This is a genomic window from Bradyrhizobium sp. USDA 4353 (assembly GCF_054063215.1).
Map to the genome: position 1 here is coordinate 247552 of NZ_JBSSGB010000001.1, position 19248 is coordinate 266799.

Below are 19248 nucleotides of genomic sequence, written 5' to 3' on the forward strand. Positions count from 1 at the left end.
AAACTCGCCTCCGCCGTCCTGTCCAGCGGGTTGATCGACCATGGCGTCCCTGCACTTCGCATCCGCGCTTCTGCCCCATGGCTGGGCCGAGGACGTGCAGGTCGTCATCAGCAACGGCGAGATCACACAGGTCTCCGCGGGCGTCCCGCCGACGCTCGACGACGAGCAGCATGAGGTTGCGATCCCCGGCATCGCCAGCCTGCACAGCCACGCATTCCAGCGCGGCATGGCCGGGCTTGCCGAGATCAGCGGCCCCTCGACGGACACGTTCTGGACCTGGCGCGAGACGATGTATCGCTTCGCGCTGTCGATGCGCCCGGAGGATGTCGAGGCGGTCGCGACCCTGCTGTATGTCGAGATGCTCGAGCGCGGCTTCACGCGAGTCGGCGAATTCCATTATCTGCATCACAATCGCGACGGCACGCCGTACTCTGATCTCGCCGAGATGGCGCGGGCCGAGTCGCAGCGGCTGCCCAGACCTCCGGCATCGGCCTGACCCTGCTGCCGAGCTTCTACGCGCATGGCGGCTTCGGCGGCGCGGCACCGCATGACGGCCAGCGCCGCTTCATCTGCGACGTCGATCAGTTCGGTAAGCTGCTGACGGCTTCGCGCAAGGCGATCAGCACGCTGCGCGGCGCCAATCTCGGCATCGCGCCGCATAGTCTGAGAGCGGTGGCGCCTGATGAATTGACCGCATTGCTGCCGCTTGCCGAAGGCGGCCCGGTTCACATCCACGCCGCCGAACAGGTCAAGGAGGTCGAGGACTGCCTCGCCTGGTCGAGCCAGCGCCCGGTGCAATGGCTGCTCGATCACCACGCTGTCGATACGCGCTGGTGCCTGATCCACGCGACACACATGACCGCGGACGAAACAGCAGCGCTCGCACGCAGCGGCGCGACGGCCGGCCTCTGCCCGGTCACCGAAGCCAGCCTCGGCGACGGCATCTTCCCGGCGCGCGACTATCTGCGTGCGGGCGGCCGCATCGGCATCGGCACCGACTCCAACGTGCTGGTCGGCGTCAGCGATGAGTTGCGCCAACTCGAATACGGCCAGCGGCTGACGCATCGCGAGCGCAACATGCTAACGTCAGGCCCGGCTGCGTCGACAGGCCGCACCTTGTTCGATGCCGCTCTTGCCGGCGGCGCGCAGGCGCTGGCGCAACCGCTCGCCGGGCTGCAAGTCGGCGCGCGTGCCGATATCGTCACGCTCGATCTATCGCATCCGTCGCTCGCGGGGCGGTCGCAGGATGCACTGCTCGACGGCTGGATCTTCGCGACGTCGCACGATGCCATCGACTGCGTCTGGGCCGGCGGTACGAAAGTCGTGCAAGGCGGTCATCACCGCTCGCGCGAGGCTGCGCGGCGCGGCTTCAATCGGGCGGTGCGGAGGCTGCTTGCATGAGCCTCGCCGAGGATCGGATCAAGCCGGGCGCCGGCACGCTCTACAAGACGATCCGGCAGGACATCGAGCGCCGCATCCTCACCGGCGAATGGCCGCCCGGCCACCGCATCCCGTTCGAGCACGAGATCATGGAGCACTATGGCTGCTCGCGCATGACCGTGAACAAGGCGCTGTCGGAGCTCGCGCAGGCGGACCTGATCGAGCGGCGACGCCGTGCCGGCACCTTCGTGCGGCGGCCGCAATTTCTGTCGGCCGTGCTGAAGATCCCGGACATCCGCGCCGAGATCGGCGCGCTCGGCCGCGCCTATGGCTATGAGCTGATCTCGTCGGCGCGGCGCACGGCCAATACGGCCGATCGCGAGCGGCTCGGCGTGAAGACGCCATGCAAGGTGATCGCGATCCGCTGCCGCCATAGCGCCGACAATTTGCCGTTCGCGCTCGAGGATCGCCTGATCGATCTCGACGCTGTGCCCGACGCGGCAAAGGCGAACTTCAAGCTCGATCCGCCCGGCTCATGGCTCCTGCATCACGTGCCCTGGACCGAGGCTGAGCATGCAATCAGCGCGATCGTTGCCGACGAGACCATCGCCGATGGCCTTGGCATCGCCGAGGGCGCGCCATGCCTCGTCATCGAACGCCACACCTGGCGGCAGGGCCGGCCGCTCACGGCTGTCAGGCTGGTCTACCCAGGTGACCAGCACCGCCTCGTCGCGCGGTTCAGGGGCAGCGAATGAAAGATCCGCGATCTGAGCACGAGATTTGCAAGAGCGGCGGCGAACGCGCCGGACAATTGCGGTTCTCCGTGACCGCACCGACACCTCGTTTCAACAGCAAAGGATGATGACGATGCGCAAACTTGGACTGCTTGCCTTGACGGCCACGCTGCTGGCCTCGACGACCGCTTTCGCCGATGACGTCAAGGTCGGCATCGGTATTTCCGGCTGGACCGGCTTCGCGCCGCTGACGCTGGCGAAGGAAGCCGGCATCTTCAAGAAGAACGGCCTCGACGTCACCATCAAGAAGATCCCGCAGAAGGACCGCCACCTCGCGATCGCCGCCGGCGACGTGCAGTGCGCCGCGACCACCGTGGAGACCTGGATCTCCTGGAACGCCAACGGCGTCGCCACCAAGCAGATCTTCCAGCTCGACAAGAGTTTTGGCGCCGACGGCATGGTCGTGCGCAACGACATCGCCTCGATCAAGGACCTGAAGGGCAAGACGGTCGCTGCATCCGCGCCGGGCACCTCGCCCTATTTCGGGCTGGCCTGGATGCTAAAGAAGAACGGGCTGACGGTGAAGGACGTCACCGTCGTCAACATGGAGCCGGGCCCGGCCGCGCAGGCTTTCGTCGCCGGCCAGAACGATGCGGCGATGACCTATGAGCCGTATCTGTCGACGGTGCGTGCCGCGCCCGACAAGGGCAAGATTATCGCCACCACGCTGGACTATCCAATGGTGATGGACACCTTCGGCTGCACGCCGAAATTCCTCACCGAGAACCCGAAGGCCGCCAAGGCGCTCGCCGACAGCTATTACGAGGCGCTCGACATGATCGCCAAGGACCAGGCCAAGGCCTATGAGATCATGGGCGCGGACGTGAAGCAGAGCGGCGAGCAGTTCGGCAACTCCGCCAAGTATCTGCGCTGGCAGGACAAGGCCGCGAGCCAGAAGTTCTTCGAGACCGAGTTCAAGACCTTCAACAAGGACGCAGCCGAGCTGCTGCTCGAGGTCGGCATCATCAAGCAGATCCCGAACGTCGAGGATCTGTATGATGCCAGCTTCATCAAGTAGCCTCAGAACTCGCTCTAAGTAGAGTCGTCATTGCGAGCGAAGCGAAGCAATCCAGGGGCCGAGGGTGCGGCTCTGGATTGCTTCGTCGCTTCGCTCCTCGCAATGACGGCGTTGATACACTCTGCTCAAAACTGCGTCCGCCTGCTCTGAAGCAAGTCTGTTCCACCGACCCGCACCAGCCCACGAAAGCCTCCTCCGTGATCCGTCCTCTCGATCCCGTCAGCGCCCGAACAAGAACAGCCCTCGGCCTCGCCTTCTTCGTGCTCTTCGTCGCCGCCTGGTCGCTGGCGACGTTCGGCGGCTATGTGTCGAAGACCTTCCTGGCCGATCCCCTGACCATGCTGCGCGAGGGTTGGGATCTGCTGGTGAAGTTCGGCTTCCTCTACGACATCGGCATGACGGTCTGGCGCGTGGTCGGCGGCTTTGTGCTCGCGGCTGCCATCGCCGTGCCGCTCGGACTGCTGATGGGCGCCTATAAGCCGGTCGAGGCGTTCCTCGAACCGTTCGTCTCCTTCGCGCGCTACCTGCCCGCCTCCGCCTTCATTCCGCTCTTGATCCTGTGGGCCGGCATCGGCGAGTTGCAGAAGCTCCTGATCATCTTCATCGGCTCGGTGTTCCAGATCATCCTGATGATCACCGTCACCGTCGGCAACACGCGGCGCGACCTCGTCGAAGCGGCCTACACGCTCGGCGCCAGCGATCGCGGCATCATCGCCCGCGTGCTGCTGCCGTCGGCCGCGCCTGATATCGCCGAGGTCCTGCGCCTCGTGCTCGGCTGGGCCTGGACCTACGTCATCGTCGCCGAGCTGATCGGCTCCTCGTCCGGCATCGGTCACATGATCACCGACAGCCAGGCGCTGCTCAACACCGGGCAGATCATCTTCGGCATCATCATCATCGGCCTGATCGGGCTGATCTCTGATTTCCTGTTCAAGGCGTTCAACGCCTGGCTGTTCCCGTGGAAGCTCGCATGACCACGCTCGTCATCGATCAGGTCACCCGCATTTTCCCGGCCCGCCAGGGCCACGCGCCGACGCGCGCGCTGGAGCCGGTCGATCTCACCATCGGCAACAACGACTTCGTCACCATCCTCGGCCCGTCCGGCTGCGGCAAGTCGACTTTGCTGCGCATCGTCGCCGGCCTCGATCATCCGACCAGCGGCAAGGTGCTGCTCGACGGAAGCGAGGTCGAAGGCCCCGGCGCCGATCGCGGCATGGTGTTCCAGTCCTACACGCTGTTTCCCTGGCTCACGGTGCGCGAAAATATCGCCTTCGGCCTGCGCGAGCGCGGGGTGCCGGAGGACAAGCGCAATGCCGTCGCCGACCGCTTCATCCAGCAGATCGGCCTGAAGGGGTTCGAGAACCACTGGCCCAAGCAGCTGTCCGGCGGCATGCAGCAGCGCTGCGCGATCGCGCGTGCGCTCGCCAATGATCCGAAGATCCTGCTGCTCGACGAGCCGTTCGGCGCGCTCGACAACCAGACCCGCGTGCTGATGCAGGAGATGCTGCTCGGCATCTGGGAGCGCGACCAGAAGACGGTGCTGTTCGTGACCCATGATATCGAGGAGGCGATCTTCCTCGGCAGCCGCGTGCTGGTGATGAGCGCCCGCCCTGGCCGCATCAAGGCGGATATCACGATCGATTTGCCGCATCCGCGCTCGTACAAGATCAAGACCTCGCCGGAGTTCGTCGCGCTGAAGGAGCGCCTGGTGGAGGAGATTCGGGCGGAGGCGCTGAAGGTGGCGGCGGAGGCGTGAGGTCGAGTCGCTAACTCGATTGAGCGCTATCTCTACAGCGGGCCCGCGGTACCCCTCACCCGAGCGCTTTTGCCGCCCTGCTATACATGCCCTCTCCCACAAGGGGAGAGGGCGCAATAACGAGCACCGCGCTGACCCAAATCACGAGCTGCTTTCAAGTGACCGCCGCGACAAGACTGCGCAATACAGCGCCCTCGCCCCTTGTGGGAGAGGGCATCGTCGGCTTCTCCGCGGGCTCGCTTGGGTGAGGGGTTCTCTCCGCAAGCAACCCTCGTTGATGCATGGGAAAGCACGTTCCTTGGCCGTCAAGTTCGGCCGCCTCGCGAACTCGCGAAGCCCCCAATGCGCTTCAACCACGGCGCCAGATGAAACACGCTCATCAGCAGATACATCACCGTCATGTCACCGAGCGGGGCACCCGCCGGCATCGCCGAGCAGATCACGTCTGCTCGGCCATCCCTGGCCATGACGTTCAGCACCGCCATCAGCGCGAAGGTCGGCGTCGCTGCGAGGCGCAGGGCCTCGGCGAGGTCCGGCATCATGCGCGGCTTGGACGGGAAGAACGCCATAGCTTCACTCCCTGCTCTCAGCGCGCGGCGTATTCGTCGCGGCGGCGCCACCACACGCCCTGCTCGTTACGCCCCTTCGGCGCGCGATCGAGCCACTGATAGGCGCCCCAGAGACCATCGAGACCGCGGGCGTAGGCCGAATAGGTGTGATAGACGATGCCGTCCTCCAAGATGAACGCACTCATGCCGGGACGGTCACGCATGAACGTTGCACTGTCGGTACCGGCCGTCGCAGCGATCTCGGACACCATCGGCGGGACATCACCGGCGCCCATCGGCGGGCTGGTGCGGTAGTTGTATTCGGTGCCGCCCTGGCGCTGTTGCTCCTCGGTGATCGCAACGTTGAAATCAAAATTGAAGTCGCTGCTGGCCGATGACGCCCACGGGAAGCTCCAGCCCATGCGCTTCTTGTACGCCGTCAGCTTCGCCAGCGGCGCGCGCGACACCGCCCACAGCATCACGTCGTGGTTGGCGAGGTGGACCTGAAAGCCGTTGAAGCCGTCGGCGATCATCGAGCAGGACGGGCAGCCGGCCTGGAAATCAGGCCCGAACATGAAGTGATAGACGAGCAGCTGCGAGCGGCCCTTGAACAGATCGGGCAGCGTCGCCGGCCCCTCCTCCGTGTCGAAGCGATAGCTCTTGTCGACTCGTACCCAGGGCAGCGCCTGCCGCCGTTGCGCCAATTCGTCACCGCGTCGCGTGAATTCCTTTTCAGCTTGAAGCAGGTCGAGCCGTGCCTTGAGCCAGTCCTCGCGAGTTCCCGTCAGATGCATGGTCATGTCTGTCATCCCTTTGCGTGTTGACCGCGACTGAGACTAGGATCGGTGCGGGAGGAGACGAGAGTGACAAGTGTGGCGGGATTGGCATGGACTCGTTGATCTCAGCGGCGGCGCAGGCGCTGGCCGCCGGTGATCCGCTCGGCGCGCTGAACCGGGTCGCTTTGCGCGCTGATCCGCCGGCGCTGGCGCTGCGCGGCATCGCGATGGCACGGCTCGGCGATGTCGTGCGCGCAAAGGCGCTGCTGCGGCAGGCCGCGCGCGGCTTCGGTCCCAAGGCAGTCATGGCGCGTGCGCGCTGCGCCGTCGCGGAAGCCGAGATCGCGCTGGCGGCGCGTGATCTGTCGTGGCCAACGAAGGCGTTGGCCGAGGCGCGCGAAACGCTGGAGCAGCACGGGGACCGCACCAATGCCGCCTACGCGCGCAGCCTCGAGATCCGGCGCATGGTCCTCATCGGCCATCTCGATGCCGCAGAGCGAGGCCTGGCCGAGCTCGATCCCTCGCCGCTACAGCCGGCGGCGCGCACCATCTATGAGCTGATCGTCGCTGGCCTGGCCTTGCGCCGGCTGCAGACCAAGGCGGCGCAGGCGGCGCTCGAACGGGCCGCGCGCATGGCGCGTCAGGCGCGCAGCCCGGAGCTGCATGCCGAGGTCGAACGGCTCTCGGCAACGCTGACGGCGCCGGCCGCGCGCCTGATCCGAGGCGCCGAGCAACGGCTGCTGCAGCTCGATGAGGTCGAGGCGCTGTTACGGTCGGACAGGCTGATCATCGATGCGTGCCGGCTCGCGATCAGACGAGGCGACCGCATCGTGCCATTGGCGCGGCGTCCGGTGCTGTTTGCGCTCGCCCGCAGGCTGGCAGCGACCGCCCCCGATGATGTGTCGCGCGCGGAGCTGATCGCGGAAGCATTCCGCGGCAAGGACGCCGACGAGTCGCATCGCGCGCGTTTGCGCGTCGAGATCGGACGCCTGCGCCAGCTGTTGAAGGGCATCGCCGAGGTCAATGCCACACGCAACGGCTTCGTGTTAGCTCCCTGTGACGGCGGCGAGATCGTCGTGCTGGTGCAGCCGATCGAGGATGAAAATGCACCCGTGCTGGCCTGCCTCGCCGACGGCGAGGCGTGGTCGAGCTCCGGCCTCGCGCTGGCGCTCGGCTTAAGCCAGCGCACGGTGCAGCGCGCGCTCGATGCGCTGGCGCTGTCGGGCAAGGTCCAATCGTTCGGGCGCGGCCGCGCGCAGCGCTGGACCTGTCCGGTCGTGCCGGAATTCGCGACCAGCTTGTTACTCCCGGCGTGGTCATCGCTCGATTAACGTGCCGCTGTCAGAAGCCATGGATAGACCCAGATGAGACGAGCCCCGGCCGAGATCCTCCGCGAATACGGCCCCTTCGCGGGTGACCAAGTGGCTGGTGTCACCCATGACGGCCGGCACGTCTGGATAGCGACCGGCTCGAGCATCAAGGCGTTCGATCCGGCCGATGGCGCGGTCAAGCGGTCGCTCGACATCGCCGCCCATGCGGGCACCGCCTTTGACGGCAAGCATCTCTATCAGATCGCCGAAGCGCAGATTCAGAAGGTCGATCCGGACAGCGGCGAGGTGATCTCGACCATTCCGGCTCCGGCTGGCGGCGGAGATTCCGGGCTGGCATGGGCGGAGGGCTCGCTCTGGGTCGGCGCCTATCGCGACCGCAAGATTCACCAGATCGATCCCGCCACAGGGCAGATCCTGCGCAGCATCGCCTGTACGCGCTTTGTCACCGGCGTCACCTGGGTGGATGGCGAGCTGTGGCACGGCACCTGGGAGGACGATGTCAGCGACATCAGGCGGATCGATCCGGCGACCGGCGAGGTGCTCGATCAGCTCGACATGCCCGCCGGCACCAGCGTGTCCGGCATGGAGTCGGATGGCGGCGACACGCTGTATTGCGGCGGCGGTCACAGCGGCAAGGTGCGCGCGGTCAGGCGCCCGCAGCGCGGGCGTGGCTGAGCGGGGGGACTCTCGCCGAAGAGCTGCCCGACCGGTCCGCGAAGCTTACTTGCCGATCGACGTATAGGCGGCCTTGCGGAAGTTGGCGTTCGCCTCCTCGCGCGTCTGCAACTGCTGGCCACCGCCGCTGCCGACCGGCTTGGTCGGCGTGACGACCGAGAACAGCACGAAGCCGCCTGCCTTGCGCGGGAAGATGAAGTACTCGGCGATGTCAGACTTTTCGCTGTCCTCGCAAGACGACATGCCGCGGAACACGACGGCGCTGTCGACCAGCTCGCTGTTGCGCGCGGAGATGAACTTGCCTTTGCAGTCGCGGGCATCGTTGCCGATGATCGTGGCGGCGACCTCCAGGCCATCGAGATTGCGCTGCGGCGGCACGATCCGAACGAAGCCGGTGGCATTGTCCGACTTCCAGGCGACCCCGCCCGCTGTCAGCCACACCGGCCGCTCGCCGCTGCCGAGGATCGCCGGATGCGACAGCGCCGCCTTGAGAATGAAGTTGGAGGCGATCTGCATCGCTTCGAGCTGCAGCTCTGGAGAATCGTCCGATGCCCGTGCCGGCTGCACCGTCGCCGTCACGGCCGGCGCGGCGACAGTCGGCGCTGCCGGACGCTGCGCCGACGGAGCATTCGGCTGCACCGTGAAGTTCGTCGCGGCCGCCATTCCGCCGGCATTGATCAAGCGCACGCAGTTGGCGAGTGATGGCAGCAGCACGGAGGTGCCGTTGAGATCGAACTGGAACAGGTTGCCCTGCGCGAAGGCCGACATCGTCCGCGCCGCCCGGAACGCCTTGATCAGGCTGGAGTCGTTCGGCATCGGCACGACGACCATATTGGCCGACCACACCGAGCCCTCGACATTGTAGGAGTTGCGGCCATCGAAGCTCAGCACGATGGGAAACTTCTGACCCTGCGTGAGCGACCAGGTGGGATGGATGAAGGCGAGCGCCCAATTAAAGGTCGGCAGCGCGAGCACGCCGAAATTGATGCCGCTCTTGTAGCTGGCGGACGCGATGCAGCTCGAGAACTTGCCGGTGTTGTCGTCGGTGTAGGCGCCGCCCGACCAGCCGGCCACGGAGATGGCGCCATACGGCCCCTTCGCATGCGCCGGCGCGTTCAACGCAGCCATGGTCAGCGCCAGGAGCGAAAGCATCGTCCCGCAGATCGCACGCCGTACTGTCATCCCAAGTCCCCTTTTTCGCCGCATTGTTGCAATTCCCGCGGCTACGTCAAGTAGCACCGGCGGCTGACCGGCCACTCTAGGGATAGGACAACTCGCCGCCATCCTCCGCGAGGGGACACAACATGTCGCGGTCCTCGTCCACAGCCCTTCATGGGGACGTCATCGAACTCCGCTAGCGCTCACGAGGTCTCAAGCAGGGGATTTCGCCCAATGTCCGCCACGCTGCCCGTCCTCGGCGCCGCCCTCTCCGTCAAATCGATTCCGGCCCATACCGACTGGCTGCTGGAGCGCCAGCGTGATCTCGAGATCCAGGACTTCTTCCGCGCCGATCTGCTCGACAGCGACTGGCGCGGCACCGCCAAGGAAATCAAGTCGATGCTGTCAGGGCACACCGGGCGGCTCGGCATCCACGGCCCGTTCTGGGGCTTCACCATCGCCAGCCACGATCCGATGATCCGCCGCGCCGTCACCAAGCGACTGCTGCAGGGCCTGGAGGTCGCGGAGTTCCTCGGCGCCACGCAGATGGTGATCCACTCGCCCTACACCACCTGGGACTACAACAACATCGACATGCTGCCCGACAATCGCGAGGCGCTGATCGAGCGCGTCCGCGCCACGCTGTCCGACGTCATCGCCTCCGCCGAGCAGGCCAATTGCGAGCTCGTCATCGAGAACATCGAGGACAAGAATCCGCTCGATCGCGCCGGCCTCGCGCACGCGCTGGGCAGCAGCAAGGTGCGGGTGTCGCTCGACACCGGCCACGCCAACTACGCACATCATTCCACCGGCGCGCCGCCAGTCGATTACTATGTCGACGCCGCCGGCGACATGCTGGCCCATGTGCATCTGCAGGACACCGACGGCTATGCCGACCGCCATTGGGCGCCGGGCGAAGGCAACATCCGCTGGGTCGCCGTGTTCCGCGCGCTGGCGAAGCTGAGCTCCAATCCGCGCCTGATCCTCGAATTGCGCAACCATGATCACGTCAAGGCTGGCGCGGCATATCTCGCCTCGCTCGGTCTCGCTCAGTAAGCAACGACTGTTTTCCTGACAACCTCCAGAGAGATTGCCATGACCAAGCTCACCCGCCGCGGCCTGCTCGGCGCCGGCGCCGGCGCCGCGATCGGCGGCAGCTTCATCCTGCCGCGCGTCTCGATCGCGCAAAGCGACAACCGTCCCTCGGTCACCATCGCCGTGCAGAAGGTGACGAACTCCAACGTGCTCGACGTGCTGCGCGAGCAGTCCAATGTCGGCGAGCGCGTGTTCTACTCGTCGCTGTGGGAAAGCCTGATCTCGAAGAATTTCCGCGGCAATCTCGAAGCCGTGCCCGGTCTTGCCACCGAGTGGAAGCGCATCGACGACCAGACCGTCGAATTGAAGCTGCGCCAGGGGGTCAAGTTCCACAATGGCGACGAGATGACCTCCGAGGACGTCGTGTTCTCGTTCAGCCGCGAGCGCATGTTCGGCGACAGCGAGGCCAAGAGCCGCACCACCATCAAGGCGTTCGAGAAGATCCCGACGCCGCGCCCCGGCAAGGAGCTGCCGCCGGACGTCATCGGCGTTGCCCGCCGGATGTGGCCGGATCTCGTCCGCGTCGACGCGGTCGACAAATACACGGTGCGCTTCGTCAACGCGACGCCCGACGTGACCATCGAAGGCCGCCTGATGCGCTACGGCTCGGACATCATGAGCCGACGCGGCTGGGAGGAGGCGGCGAGCTATCTCGACTGGGCGCGCAAGCCGATCACCACCGGTCCCTACAAGATCGTCGAGTTCAAGCCGGACGTGTCGCTGACGCTCGAAGCGCATGACGAATATTGGGGCGGCCGTCCGCCGCTGAAGCGCATCCGCTTCGTCGAAGTGCCGGAGGTCGCGAGCCGCATTAATGGTCTGCTCTCAGGCGAGTATCAGTTCGCCTGCGACATCCCGCCGGACCAGATCGCCGGCATCGAGAAGAACGCCGCATTCGAGGTCCAGGGCGGCACCATTCTCAATCACCGCCTGACCGTGTTCGACAAGAACCATCCGCAACTCGCCAATCCGCTGGTGCGCCGCGCCTTCACCCATGCGATCGACCGCCAGGCCATCGTCGACAGCCTGTGGGCCGGCCGCACCCGCGTGCCGAAGGGCCTGCAGTGGGAGTTCTACGGCGACATGTTCATCGCCGACTGGAGCGTGCCGGCGTTCGACCCGAAGCTGGCGCAGGATCTCCTGAAGCAGGCCGGCTACAAGGGCGACACGATTCCCTACCGCCTGCTCAACAACTACTACACCAACCAGACCGCGACCGCGCAGGTGCTGGTCGAAATGTGGCAGGCGGTTGGCCTCAACGTGCAGATCGAGACCAAGGAGAACTGGTCGCAGATCCTGGAGCGCGCCCCGACCCGCGCGGTACGCGACTGGTCGAACTCGGCGGCCTTCAACGATCCGGTGTCGTCGCTGGTCGCTCAGCACGGCCCGAACGGCCAGCAGCAGCAGGTCGGCGAATGGACCAATGCCGAGCTGAACAAGCTGTCGGAGTTTCTGGAGACCTCGACCGATCGCGCCGCACGCAAGAAGGCGTTCGGCCGCATGCTGGAGATCGCCGAGCGCGAGGACCCGGCGTACACCGTGCTGCACCAGAACGCGACGTTCACGGCGAAGCCGAAGTCGATCAAGTGGAAGGCCTCGCCGGCTTTCGCGATGGACTTCCGCAACGGCAACTACGGAGCGTAAGGCCGTGGCGCCGCTGGTCAGCATCTCCGGCCTGAAGGTTGCCTTCGACGGCACACAAGTGCTGCACGGCATCGATCTCGACATCGCCAAGGGCGAGGCCGTTGGCCTCGTCGGCGAGTCCGGATCCGGCAAGTCGGTGACCTGGCTCGCGGCGCTCGGCCTGTTGCCGGCCAAGGCGAAGATCGCCGGCTCCACCACGCTCGATGGCCGCGAGCTGATCGGGGCCGAGGGCAAGGTGCTCGACCAGGTGCGCGGCCGGCGCATCGCGATGATCTTCCAGGATCCCGCCAGCGCGCTCAACCCGGTGCTGACGATCCGCCGCCAGCTGTGTGAGAGCCTCGGCCTGCATCGCGGCTTGCGTGGCGAGGCCGCGCGGGTCGAGGCGCTCCGACTGCTCGACCTCGTCGGCATTCCCGATGCGACCAGGCGGCTGTCGGCCTATCCGCATGAATTCTCCGGCGGCCAGGTCCAGCGCATCATGATCGCGATGGCGCTGGCCGGCCAGCCTGATCTCTTGATCGCCGACGAGCCGACCACCGCGCTCGACGCCACCATCCAGGCGCAGATCCTCGATCTGCTGGCGGCCGTGCGCCGCGAGTTCAACATGGCGATGGTGCTGATCAGCCACGACCTCGGCGTCGTCGCCGAGAATTGCGACCGCGTCTGCGTGATGTATGCCGGCCGCATCGTCGAGCGCGCGCCGGCCACGGCTCTGTTCGATGATCCCTGGCACCCTTACGCACAAGGCCTGATCGGCGCGCTGCCGCCGCTCGATGGCGCACGCCGGCGGCTGCAGGCGATCCCGGGCACGGTGCCGGATCCGCGCGCGCTGCCGAGCGGCTGCGCCTTTGCGCCGCGCTGCAATTTCGCGGGCGACGGTTGCCATGCCGGCGTGCCGCCGCTCGCGCCGGTCGAGGCGGACCGCGCGGTCGCCTGCCTGCGGCCGCAGCGGCTGCCGGTGGAGCTCGCCGCCGAATGACCACGCCGCTCGTCGAGATCAACGCGATCTCGCGCACCTATCGCATGCGGTCCGGCCTGTTCGGACGCCCCGCCTCCGTCCACGCCGTCGACGGCCTGAGCTTCTCGATTGCCAAAGGCGAAACGCTCGGCATCGTCGGCGAGTCCGGCTCCGGCAAATCCACCACGGGACGCATGGTGCTCGGGCTCGAGCCGCCGGATGAAGGCCACGTGCGCTTCGATGGTGCACCGATCGCGGCACCGGGCACGGCGGCGTGGCGCGCCCAGCGCGCGCGCATGCAGATGATCTTCCAGGACCCGCTCGGCGCGCTCGACCGCAGGCTTCCCGTCGGCGAGCAGATCCGCGAGCCGCTCGACATCCACGATATCGGCAGCAAGGCCGAGCGCGACGCGCGCGTGCACGAGCTGCTGCAATCAGTCGATCTCAACGACAGCCATGGCCACCGCTATCCCGGCGCACTCTCAGGCGGCCAGCGCCAGCGCATCGTGCTGGCGCGCGCGCTGGCGACCAAGCCCGACTTCCTCGTCTGCGACGAGCCGGTCAGCGCGCTCGACGTCTCGATCCAGGCACAGGTCGTCAATTTGCTGGTCGATCTGCAGGCGCGGCTTGGCCTGACCATGCTGTTCATCAGTCACGATCTCCGCGTGGTCAGGCAGATCAGCAGCAAGGTCGCGGTGATGTATCTCGGCCGCATCGTCGAATATGGCGACGCCGACGATCTGTTCGCGCGGCCGCAGCATCCGTACACGCAGGCGCTGGTCTCGGCGTCGCCTGCTCCCGGCCGCCGCAGCACGGGTCGCATCGTGCTGACCGGCGATCCGCCCAATCCGGCCGCGCGCCCCTCCGGCTGCGCCTTCCATCCGCGCTGCCGCCATGCGGTCGCGCGCTGTCAGGTCGAGGTGCCCCAACTCACCGCGCTGGATGCGCAGCGCCAGGTGGCGTGCCATCTCGCGACCGGTGCGCCGTCGCAGAACCAGGACGCCGCGTGATGCTCCGCTTCTTCGCCATCCGCGTCGCCCGCGCCCTGCTGACGATCGCACTCGTCGTCACCTTTGCCTTCATCGTGCTGCGGCTGTCGGGCGATCCCGCGCTGATGATCATGGGACCCGAAGCGCCGCCGGAGGTGATCGAGGCGTTCCGCAAGGCGTGGGGCCTCGATCATCCGATCTGGGTGCAGTATCTCGACTACTTCAAGGCGATCGGACAGGGTGAGCTCGGACGCTCAATGCGCGATGGGCGCCCGGCGATCCAGCTCGTGCTCGAGCGCATCCCGGCCACTCTGGCGCTGACCATTCCTGCCCTCCTGGTGAAGGTGCTGCTCGGTATTCCCGCCGGCATCTACGCCGCGTTGCATCGCGGCTCGGCCATCGACCGCGCCGTGATGATCACGGCGGTGGCCGGCTTCACGGTGCCGAGCTTCGTGCTGGCCTTGATCCTGGTGCTGATCTTCGCCGTGCAGCTCGGCTGGCTGCCGTCCGGCGGCCAGGACTCGTGGCGCCACGCCATCCTGCCGATCGTCACGCTCGGCTTCGGCGGCGCCGCCGTGCTCGCGCGCTTCACGCGCAGCGCGATGCTGGAGATCCTTGGCCAGCCCTATATCCGCACGGCCTCCGCTAAAGGCGTGCCGTGGCGCCGCGTCATCACCGACCACGCGCTGCCGAATGCCGCGATCCCCACCGTCACCATCCTCGGCTTCATGGTCGGCAGCCTGATCGCTGGCGCCGTCGTTGTGGAGAGCGTGTTCTCCTGGCCCGGCGTCGGTCGCCTGCTGGTCGTCGCCGTCGCCAATCGCGACCTCGCCGTCGTGCAATGCATCCTGCTGCTGGTCGCGATGACGATGGTGACGTCGAACCTGATCGTCGATTTCCTCTACGGCCTGCTCGATCCGCGGCTGCGCAGCAAGGGAGCCGCGGCATGACCGACGTCGCGATGAAGGCGCCTGTCGCAAGGCGGCTGCGCTGGCCGAACATTCCTGTCTCCGTCGCGATCGCGATCGGCTGGATCGCGGCGATGCTGATCGTGGCCATCTTCGCCGATCAGATCGCGCCTTACGGCTTCACCAAGTTCGACCTCCGCAACCGCCTGTCGCTGCCCGGCAACCCCGCACATCTTCTCGGCACCGACGAGCTCGGCCGCGACGTCCTGTCCCGGCTGATCGTCTCGATCCGCATCTCGCTCTTGATCGCGTTCGGCGCGACCGCGATCTCGGCGATCGCCGGCACCACGCTCGGCTTTCTCGCCGCGCATTTTCGTGGCCTCGTCGAGCAGGCCGTGCTGATGCTCGCGGACTTCCAGGCCAGCATGCCGTTCCTGATTCTCGCGCTCGCGGTGCTCGCCTTCTTCGGCAATTCGCTGCCGCTCTTGATCGGTCTGATGGGCCTGTTCGGCTGGGAACGCTACGCGCGCATCGCGCGTGGGCTTGCGATCTCCGCCAATGCGCAGGGCTATGCCGCCGCCGTGCGCCAGCTCGGCGCGACGCCGCAGCGCGTCTATCTCAGGCACATCCTGCCGAACATCGCCTCGACCCTGATCGTGTCGATGACGCTGGTGTTCCCCGAGGTGATCCTGCTCGAATCCGGCCTGTCGTTCCTCGGCCTGGGCGTGCAGCCGCCGATGACCAGCCTGGGCAACATGGTTGGCTATGGCCGCGAATATCTCACGCGCGCCCCGTGGATCATGCTCGCGCCGGCGATGACCATCGTGGTGACCACGCTTGCCGTCTCGGTGATCGGCGACTGGCTCCGCGACAAGCTGGATCCGACGTTGCAATAGATTGATCAGTGGCGTGCGTCCTGGCTCGCCGCCGAAGCGTGGTCGCAGACGATCAGGGCATGCCCCGCCTGCTCGCTCGCGAGCGCCATCCATTTCGACGCCTGCTGCAGCCAGAGTTCGCGCCGGGCGGGATCACGCTCGGCTTCCTCACGGCAGCTGGACGCAGCCGCCAAACATGCCGATTTCCTGTCCATGGGCCATGGTCCGACACGTCAACGGGTGCGGCACTTACATAGGATATCGCGATTTCAGGTTGTGATCAAACTCTCCTGAGAGTTCGAGCTCGACGATTCCACGTAGCGCATCGGCAATGAGTGATGTGCGTGGCATGCCGCGACCGCAGCATGGCCGAAGGCGACCGCGATCTGATGCAGATCCGTGACGACATCGCCGATGCCATAGAGGCCGTCGACCCCGCAGCGCTGCTTGGCATCGACCTCCAGAAAGCCGTCCGACGTATGCCGCGCGCCGAGCTTGATCGCGAGGTCGGATCGAACGTCGGCGCCCATGGCCGGATATACGATCTCGAACCGCTCGCTGCTGCCATCGGCAAAGTCGGCAGCGATCGCCCCCTCGCCACGGTGCAGCGAGTGAAGCGGCGGCGTGATGCGGACGCCGGCCGCGTCCAGCTCTCGGCGTTTGTCGTCGTTCTGTTCGTCCCCGACCGGGATCAACGTGACGTCGGAGCTGTAGACCCGCATGAAAAGGGCCTTGCCGGCGGCGTGACCAAGGGGACCGACGATCGCGATCTTGCGGTCGGTCGCCTCGAAGCCATCGCAGACGGGACAGTAGCGCAGCTCGCCGTCACGAACGGCAGAAGTCCAGTCGGCGAGCGGCGTCTGCTTGTCGACGATCCCCGTGGCCAGGATCGCCCGCTGCGCCACGATCGGCTCGCCCTCATGCGACGCAACGATCTCGCCGTCTTGGGCTTCGAGCGCGGTCACCATGCCGCGGATGATGGGCACACGGAGCTCCTCAACCTGCCGCTGCATGCGTGCGAGCAGCTCGCTGCCCGGAAGACCATTCGGGAAGCCCGGCAGATTGTGACTTCGCGGAATCAGCGCCGCGCGTGATGCGCCGCTGTCGACAATCACCACGTCACGCCGGAAGCGCGCCAGATAGATCGCGGCCATGAGGCCCGCTGGCCCGCCGCCGATGACCAGAATCTCGGTGCGCATCGCTGCCCTCGTGTTGGATCGATGGAACCAAATGTCGAGAGACGGAAGCGTTCCTGCGGGATCTCGCGTCAACCAGTGCAGACAGCGGAACACGAACGGAACTATTTGCCGCGGACACCGTTAACCTATGTCGCTGCCGCGGCGGAAAAGCCGTGTCAACTTGTCAGCGAGGGGGAATTGGTTTGCGAGGGCGCGTGGATGAGATTTGTGAATTCGACTGATGAGAGCTTGATGGCGTATTACGAAAGCGTCCGCAAGCAAGTGGCCGCAGACAGCCGGATCGGGGGACCCTACCGGCTGATCGGCGAGCGGGCCAAGCAATACGCCCAGGAGCTCCAGGCCGAGATGCGGCGCCGGCAATTGCGCTTCACGCCGATCGAGTGGCCGAACTAATTGATGAAGTAGCTGAAAGCGCAGTGTCGGTTATTGCGCCCTCTCCCCTTGCGGGAGAGGGCATGTAGGACAGAGCAGCAAACTCGGTTGGGTGAGGGGTATCTCTCGGCGGAATCGCTTGCCGAGAGATACCCCTCACCCAAGCGAGCACGTGGATCGGCTCTCGATGCCCTCTCCCGCAAGGGGAGAGGGCGCAGTATTGGGCAGCGTCGCTGCGGCGTCGCAGGAAGAACGTACGCCGCTCACTCCCAGCTCCAGCTCGCAAAATCATTCTCGAACTGCGGCACGTCCTTCCAGACGCCCTTCAGCTTCTTGTTGATCACCGTGATCCATTGCGGCTGGAACAGGAAGCCGGCGGCGGCGTCTGACGCCAGCAGGCGCTGGGCATCGCCGAGCAGCTTGGCGCGGTCGGCCTCGGCGGGCGTGTCGACGATCTGCTGATAGAGCTTGTTGAACGCCTCGGACTGATAGCCGAAGTAATAGTTCGGCTCGGTGAACTTGCCGAGATCGAACGGCTCGACATGGGAGACGATCGTGAGATCGAAATCATGCGGGCCGTTGAAGACCTGCGACAGCCATGCCGCCCATTCGAGGTTCTCGATCTTGGCTGTGATGCCGACCTTGGCCAGTTGCGCCGCGAGCACCTCGCCGCCCTGCCGCGCATAGGCCGGCGGCGGCAGCCGCAAGGACAGCTGCAGCGGCGTGGTGATGCCGGCTTCCGCCAGCAGCTTCTTGGCCTTCTCCGGATCGTAGGGATTGATGTCGGTGGTGTCGACATAGCCGAGCGAGCCCGGCGTGTAGAAGCTGCCGATGGGCGTGCCCAACCCGTCGACGGCGCCCTCGATCAGCGCCTTGCGATCGATCGCGGCGAGAATGGCACGGCGGACGCGGACGTCGTCGAGCGGCTTCTTCCTGTTGTTGATGGTGACGATGGTCTTCGCCTTGGAGCCGCCGATCAGCACCGTGAAGCGCGGGTCGGACTTGAACTGCGCGATGGTGCGCGCCGTGGTGCCGCGCGGGAAAGCGTCGACGTCACCCGACAACAGCGCCGCGACCTGCGCCGCGGGATCGGAGATGAAGCGGATCGTCACCTTCGACAGCTTGACGGCGGCAGCGTTGCGATACTCAGGCCATTTGTTGAGCGTGAGCGACGAGCCCTTGGACCAGGCGCCCAGCGTATACGGCCCAGTGCCGACCGGCTGCGTGGCGTTGGTCGGCGCGCTCTTCGGCTCGACGATCGATGCGGTCGCCTGCCCCAGCAGGAACGGCAGGTTCGGCTCGGAATATTTCAGCTTGATCTCGATGGTCTCGGCGTCGGGCGCGTTCACCGCCTCCATCGCCTGGAACAGCGCCTTGTCCTTGTTGGTGCTGTTGGCGGCACCGGCGCGCTCGAACGAGAACTTCACCGCGGCGGAATCGAACGGCTCGCCGTTGTGGAATTTGACGCCCTTGGCAAGCTTGAACGTGTAGCTCTTCAGGTCGGACGATGGCTGCCAGCTCGTGGCCAGCAGCGGCGACACCGAGCCGTCCTCGTTGATCTTGGTCAGCGTCTCATAGACGTTGTAGAGCGTCACCTCGGCAATGGCTGCCGCCGCCGCACTGGTCGGATCGAGCCCCGGCGGCTCCAGGGTCATGCCGACGACGACGCTGTCCTTCTTGCTCTGCGCCGAGGCAGGCGCCGCGGCCGCAACGAGCGCGGTCAAAGCAATGATCGATAGTTTTTTCAGCATTGTTTGTTTCTCCCGGACGGA

19 protein-coding genes and 1 pseudogene are annotated in these 19248 nt (G+C 66.1%); 14 read left to right on the forward strand and 6 right to left on the reverse strand.

What is annotated here, in order from left to right:
* The first annotated feature begins 40 nt into the window (after positions 1 to 40).
* From ACVILH_RS01090 to ACVILH_RS01110, 5 genes and pseudogenes are all read left to right on the forward strand, one after another.
* Positions 41 to 1401 (forward strand): annotated as a pseudogene (locus tag ACVILH_RS01090) (formimidoylglutamate deiminase).
* A complete protein-coding gene (hutC, locus tag ACVILH_RS01095) occupies positions 1398 to 2135 on the forward strand; it encodes a histidine utilization repressor (protein ID WP_456711228.1) in 738 nt (245 codons plus the stop codon). Before ACVILH_RS01090 ends, hutC begins: the two are co-directional and overlap by 4 nt.
* A 112-nt stretch (positions 2136 to 2247) precedes the next feature.
* Complete coding sequence (locus ACVILH_RS01100; protein WP_456711229.1) at positions 2248 to 3192, forward strand: ABC transporter substrate-binding protein; 945 nt, start codon at positions 2248 to 2250, stop codon at positions 3190 to 3192.
* 200 nt (positions 3193 to 3392) lie between these two features.
* Positions 3393 to 4166, forward strand: coding sequence for an ABC transporter permease (locus ACVILH_RS01105; RefSeq protein ID WP_456716839.1), 774 nt, complete (start codon positions 3393 to 3395; stop codon positions 4164 to 4166).
* On the forward strand, positions 4163 to 4948 hold the full coding sequence (locus tag ACVILH_RS01110; RefSeq protein WP_456711230.1) for an ABC transporter ATP-binding protein: 786 nt from the start codon (positions 4163 to 4165) through the stop codon (positions 4946 to 4948). The genes ACVILH_RS01105 and ACVILH_RS01110 overlap by 4 nt, the downstream gene beginning before the upstream one ends.
* Positions 4949 to 5253: 305 nt before the next feature.
* Here ACVILH_RS01110 and ACVILH_RS01115 read toward each other — a convergent pair whose 3' ends face one another.
* Together ACVILH_RS01115 and ACVILH_RS01120 are read right to left on the reverse strand one after the other, a co-directional pair.
* The gene (locus ACVILH_RS01115; protein WP_456711231.1) at positions 5254 to 5517 is read right to left on the reverse strand and encodes a hypothetical protein; all 264 of its coding nucleotides are present in this window, start codon (positions 5515 to 5517) and stop codon (positions 5254 to 5256) included.
* A 17-nt stretch (positions 5518 to 5534) separates the two neighbouring features.
* Positions 5535 to 6296, reverse strand: a complete 762-nt coding sequence (locus ACVILH_RS01120; protein WP_456711232.1) for a DUF899 domain-containing protein — start codon at positions 6294 to 6296, stop codon at positions 5535 to 5537.
* 86 nt (positions 6297 to 6382) lie between these two features.
* On the opposite strand from ACVILH_RS01120, the gene ACVILH_RS01125 reads away from it, so the two are divergent.
* Together ACVILH_RS01125 and ACVILH_RS01130 are read left to right on the forward strand one after the other, a co-directional pair.
* Positions 6383 to 7603, forward strand: coding sequence for a helix-turn-helix domain-containing protein (locus ACVILH_RS01125; RefSeq protein WP_456711233.1), 1221 nt, complete (start codon positions 6383 to 6385; stop codon positions 7601 to 7603).
* Positions 7604 to 7636: 33 nt separating this feature from the next.
* On the forward strand, positions 7637 to 8278 hold the full coding sequence (locus ACVILH_RS01130; protein WP_456711234.1) for a Vgb family protein: 642 nt from the start codon (positions 7637 to 7639) through the stop codon (positions 8276 to 8278).
* 45 nt (positions 8279 to 8323) lie between these two features.
* On the opposite strand, the gene ACVILH_RS01135 is transcribed toward ACVILH_RS01130, so the two are convergent.
* Positions 8324 to 9460, reverse strand: coding sequence for a hypothetical protein (locus ACVILH_RS01135; RefSeq protein WP_456711235.1), 1137 nt, complete (start codon positions 9458 to 9460; stop codon positions 8324 to 8326).
* A 210-nt stretch (positions 9461 to 9670) separates the two neighbouring features.
* On the opposite strand from ACVILH_RS01135, the gene ACVILH_RS01140 reads away from it, so the two are divergent.
* From ACVILH_RS01140 to ACVILH_RS01165, 6 genes are read left to right on the forward strand one after another with little or no spacing between them, the layout of a single operon-like run.
* On the forward strand, positions 9671 to 10492 hold the full coding sequence (locus tag ACVILH_RS01140) for a sugar phosphate isomerase/epimerase family protein (RefSeq protein WP_456711236.1): 822 nt from the start codon (positions 9671 to 9673) through the stop codon (positions 10490 to 10492).
* A 39-nt stretch (positions 10493 to 10531) separates the two neighbouring features.
* Positions 10532 to 12175: an ABC transporter substrate-binding protein gene (locus ACVILH_RS01145; protein WP_456711237.1), complete on the forward strand. Its 1644-nt coding sequence runs from the start codon at positions 10532 to 10534 to the stop codon at positions 12173 to 12175.
* A gap of 4 nt (positions 12176 to 12179) precedes the next feature.
* Entirely contained in the window at positions 12180 to 13154 is a 975-nt protein-coding gene (locus tag ACVILH_RS01150) for an ABC transporter ATP-binding protein (protein WP_456711238.1), read from the forward strand.
* A complete protein-coding gene (locus ACVILH_RS01155) occupies positions 13151 to 14143 on the forward strand; it encodes an ABC transporter ATP-binding protein (protein ID WP_456711239.1) in 993 nt (330 codons plus the stop codon). Before ACVILH_RS01150 ends, ACVILH_RS01155 begins: the two co-directional genes overlap by 4 nt.
* Positions 14143 to 15072, forward strand: coding sequence for an ABC transporter permease (locus ACVILH_RS01160; RefSeq protein WP_456711240.1), 930 nt, complete (start codon positions 14143 to 14145; stop codon positions 15070 to 15072). Before ACVILH_RS01155 ends, ACVILH_RS01160 begins: the two co-directional genes overlap by 1 nt.
* A gap of 11 nt (positions 15073 to 15083) precedes the next feature.
* On the forward strand, positions 15084 to 15926 hold the full coding sequence (locus tag ACVILH_RS01165) for an ABC transporter permease (protein WP_456716840.1): 843 nt from the start codon (positions 15084 to 15086) through the stop codon (positions 15924 to 15926).
* Between the two features lie 5 nt (positions 15927 to 15931).
* Here ACVILH_RS01165 and ACVILH_RS01170 read toward each other — a convergent pair whose 3' ends face one another.
* Entirely contained in the window at positions 15932 to 16099 is a 168-nt protein-coding gene (locus ACVILH_RS01170; RefSeq protein ID WP_456711241.1) for a hypothetical protein, read from the reverse strand.
* Positions 16100 to 16174: 75 nt separating this feature from the next.
* Positions 16175 to 17104 carry an NAD(P)/FAD-dependent oxidoreductase gene (locus ACVILH_RS01175; RefSeq protein ID WP_456711242.1) on the reverse strand — a complete coding sequence of 310 codons (930 nt, stop codon included), beginning with the start codon at positions 17102 to 17104 and terminating at the stop codon, positions 16175 to 16177.
* Positions 17105 to 17335: 231 nt separating this feature from the next.
* Between ACVILH_RS01175 and ACVILH_RS01180 the strand changes: the two genes are divergently transcribed.
* Positions 17336 to 17497: a hypothetical protein gene (locus tag ACVILH_RS01180; protein ID WP_009025659.1), complete on the forward strand. Its 162-nt coding sequence runs from the start codon at positions 17336 to 17338 to the stop codon at positions 17495 to 17497.
* 242 nt (positions 17498 to 17739) lie between these two features.
* Here the strand turns inward: ACVILH_RS01180 and ACVILH_RS01185 are convergent, their stop codons facing one another.
* The gene (locus tag ACVILH_RS01185; RefSeq protein WP_456711243.1) at positions 17740 to 19227 is read right to left on the reverse strand and encodes an ABC transporter substrate-binding protein; all 1488 of its coding nucleotides are present in this window, start codon (positions 19225 to 19227) and stop codon (positions 17740 to 17742) included.
* Between the last annotated feature and the right edge of the window lie 21 nt (positions 19228 to 19248).

Excerpts from the sequence above, each read along its gene's own strand:
- hutC (WP_456711228.1), top strand. The coding sequence starts at position 1,398 with ATGAGCCTCGCCGAGGATCGGATCAAGCCGGGCGCCGGCACGCTCTAC.
- ACVILH_RS01100 (WP_456711229.1), top strand. The coding sequence starts at position 2,248 with ATGCGCAAACTTGGACTGCTTGCCTTGACGGCCACGCTGCTGGCCTCG.
- ACVILH_RS01110 (WP_456711230.1), top strand. The coding sequence starts at position 4,163 with ATGACCACGCTCGTCATCGATCAGGTCACCCGCATTTTCCCGGCCCGC.
- ACVILH_RS01115 (WP_456711231.1), bottom strand. The coding sequence starts at position 5,517 with ATGGCGTTCTTCCCGTCCAAGCCGCGCATGATGCCGGACCTCGCCGAG.
- ACVILH_RS01120 (WP_456711232.1), bottom strand. The coding sequence starts at position 6,296 with ATGACCATGCATCTGACGGGAACTCGCGAGGACTGGCTCAAGGCACGG.
- ACVILH_RS01125 (WP_456711233.1), top strand. The coding sequence starts at position 6,383 with ATGGACTCGTTGATCTCAGCGGCGGCGCAGGCGCTGGCCGCCGGTGAT.
- ACVILH_RS01130 (WP_456711234.1), top strand. The coding sequence starts at position 7,637 with ATGAGACGAGCCCCGGCCGAGATCCTCCGCGAATACGGCCCCTTCGCG.
- ACVILH_RS01135 (WP_456711235.1), bottom strand. The coding sequence starts at position 9,460 with ATGACAGTACGGCGTGCGATCTGCGGGACGATGCTTTCGCTCCTGGCG.
- ACVILH_RS01140 (WP_456711236.1), top strand. The coding sequence starts at position 9,671 with ATGTCCGCCACGCTGCCCGTCCTCGGCGCCGCCCTCTCCGTCAAATCG.
- ACVILH_RS01145 (WP_456711237.1), top strand. The coding sequence starts at position 10,532 with ATGACCAAGCTCACCCGCCGCGGCCTGCTCGGCGCCGGCGCCGGCGCC.
- ACVILH_RS01155 (WP_456711239.1), top strand. The coding sequence starts at position 13,151 with ATGACCACGCCGCTCGTCGAGATCAACGCGATCTCGCGCACCTATCGC.
- ACVILH_RS01160 (WP_456711240.1), top strand. The coding sequence starts at position 14,143 with ATGCTCCGCTTCTTCGCCATCCGCGTCGCCCGCGCCCTGCTGACGATC.
- ACVILH_RS01165 (WP_456716840.1), top strand. The coding sequence starts at position 15,084 with ATGAAGGCGCCTGTCGCAAGGCGGCTGCGCTGGCCGAACATTCCTGTC.
- ACVILH_RS01175 (WP_456711242.1), bottom strand. The coding sequence starts at position 17,104 with ATGCGCACCGAGATTCTGGTCATCGGCGGCGGGCCAGCGGGCCTCATG.
- ACVILH_RS01180 (WP_009025659.1), top strand. The coding sequence starts at position 17,336 with ATGGCGTATTACGAAAGCGTCCGCAAGCAAGTGGCCGCAGACAGCCGG.
- ACVILH_RS01185 (WP_456711243.1), bottom strand. The coding sequence starts at position 19,227 with ATGCTGAAAAAACTATCGATCATTGCTTTGACCGCGCTCGTTGCGGCC.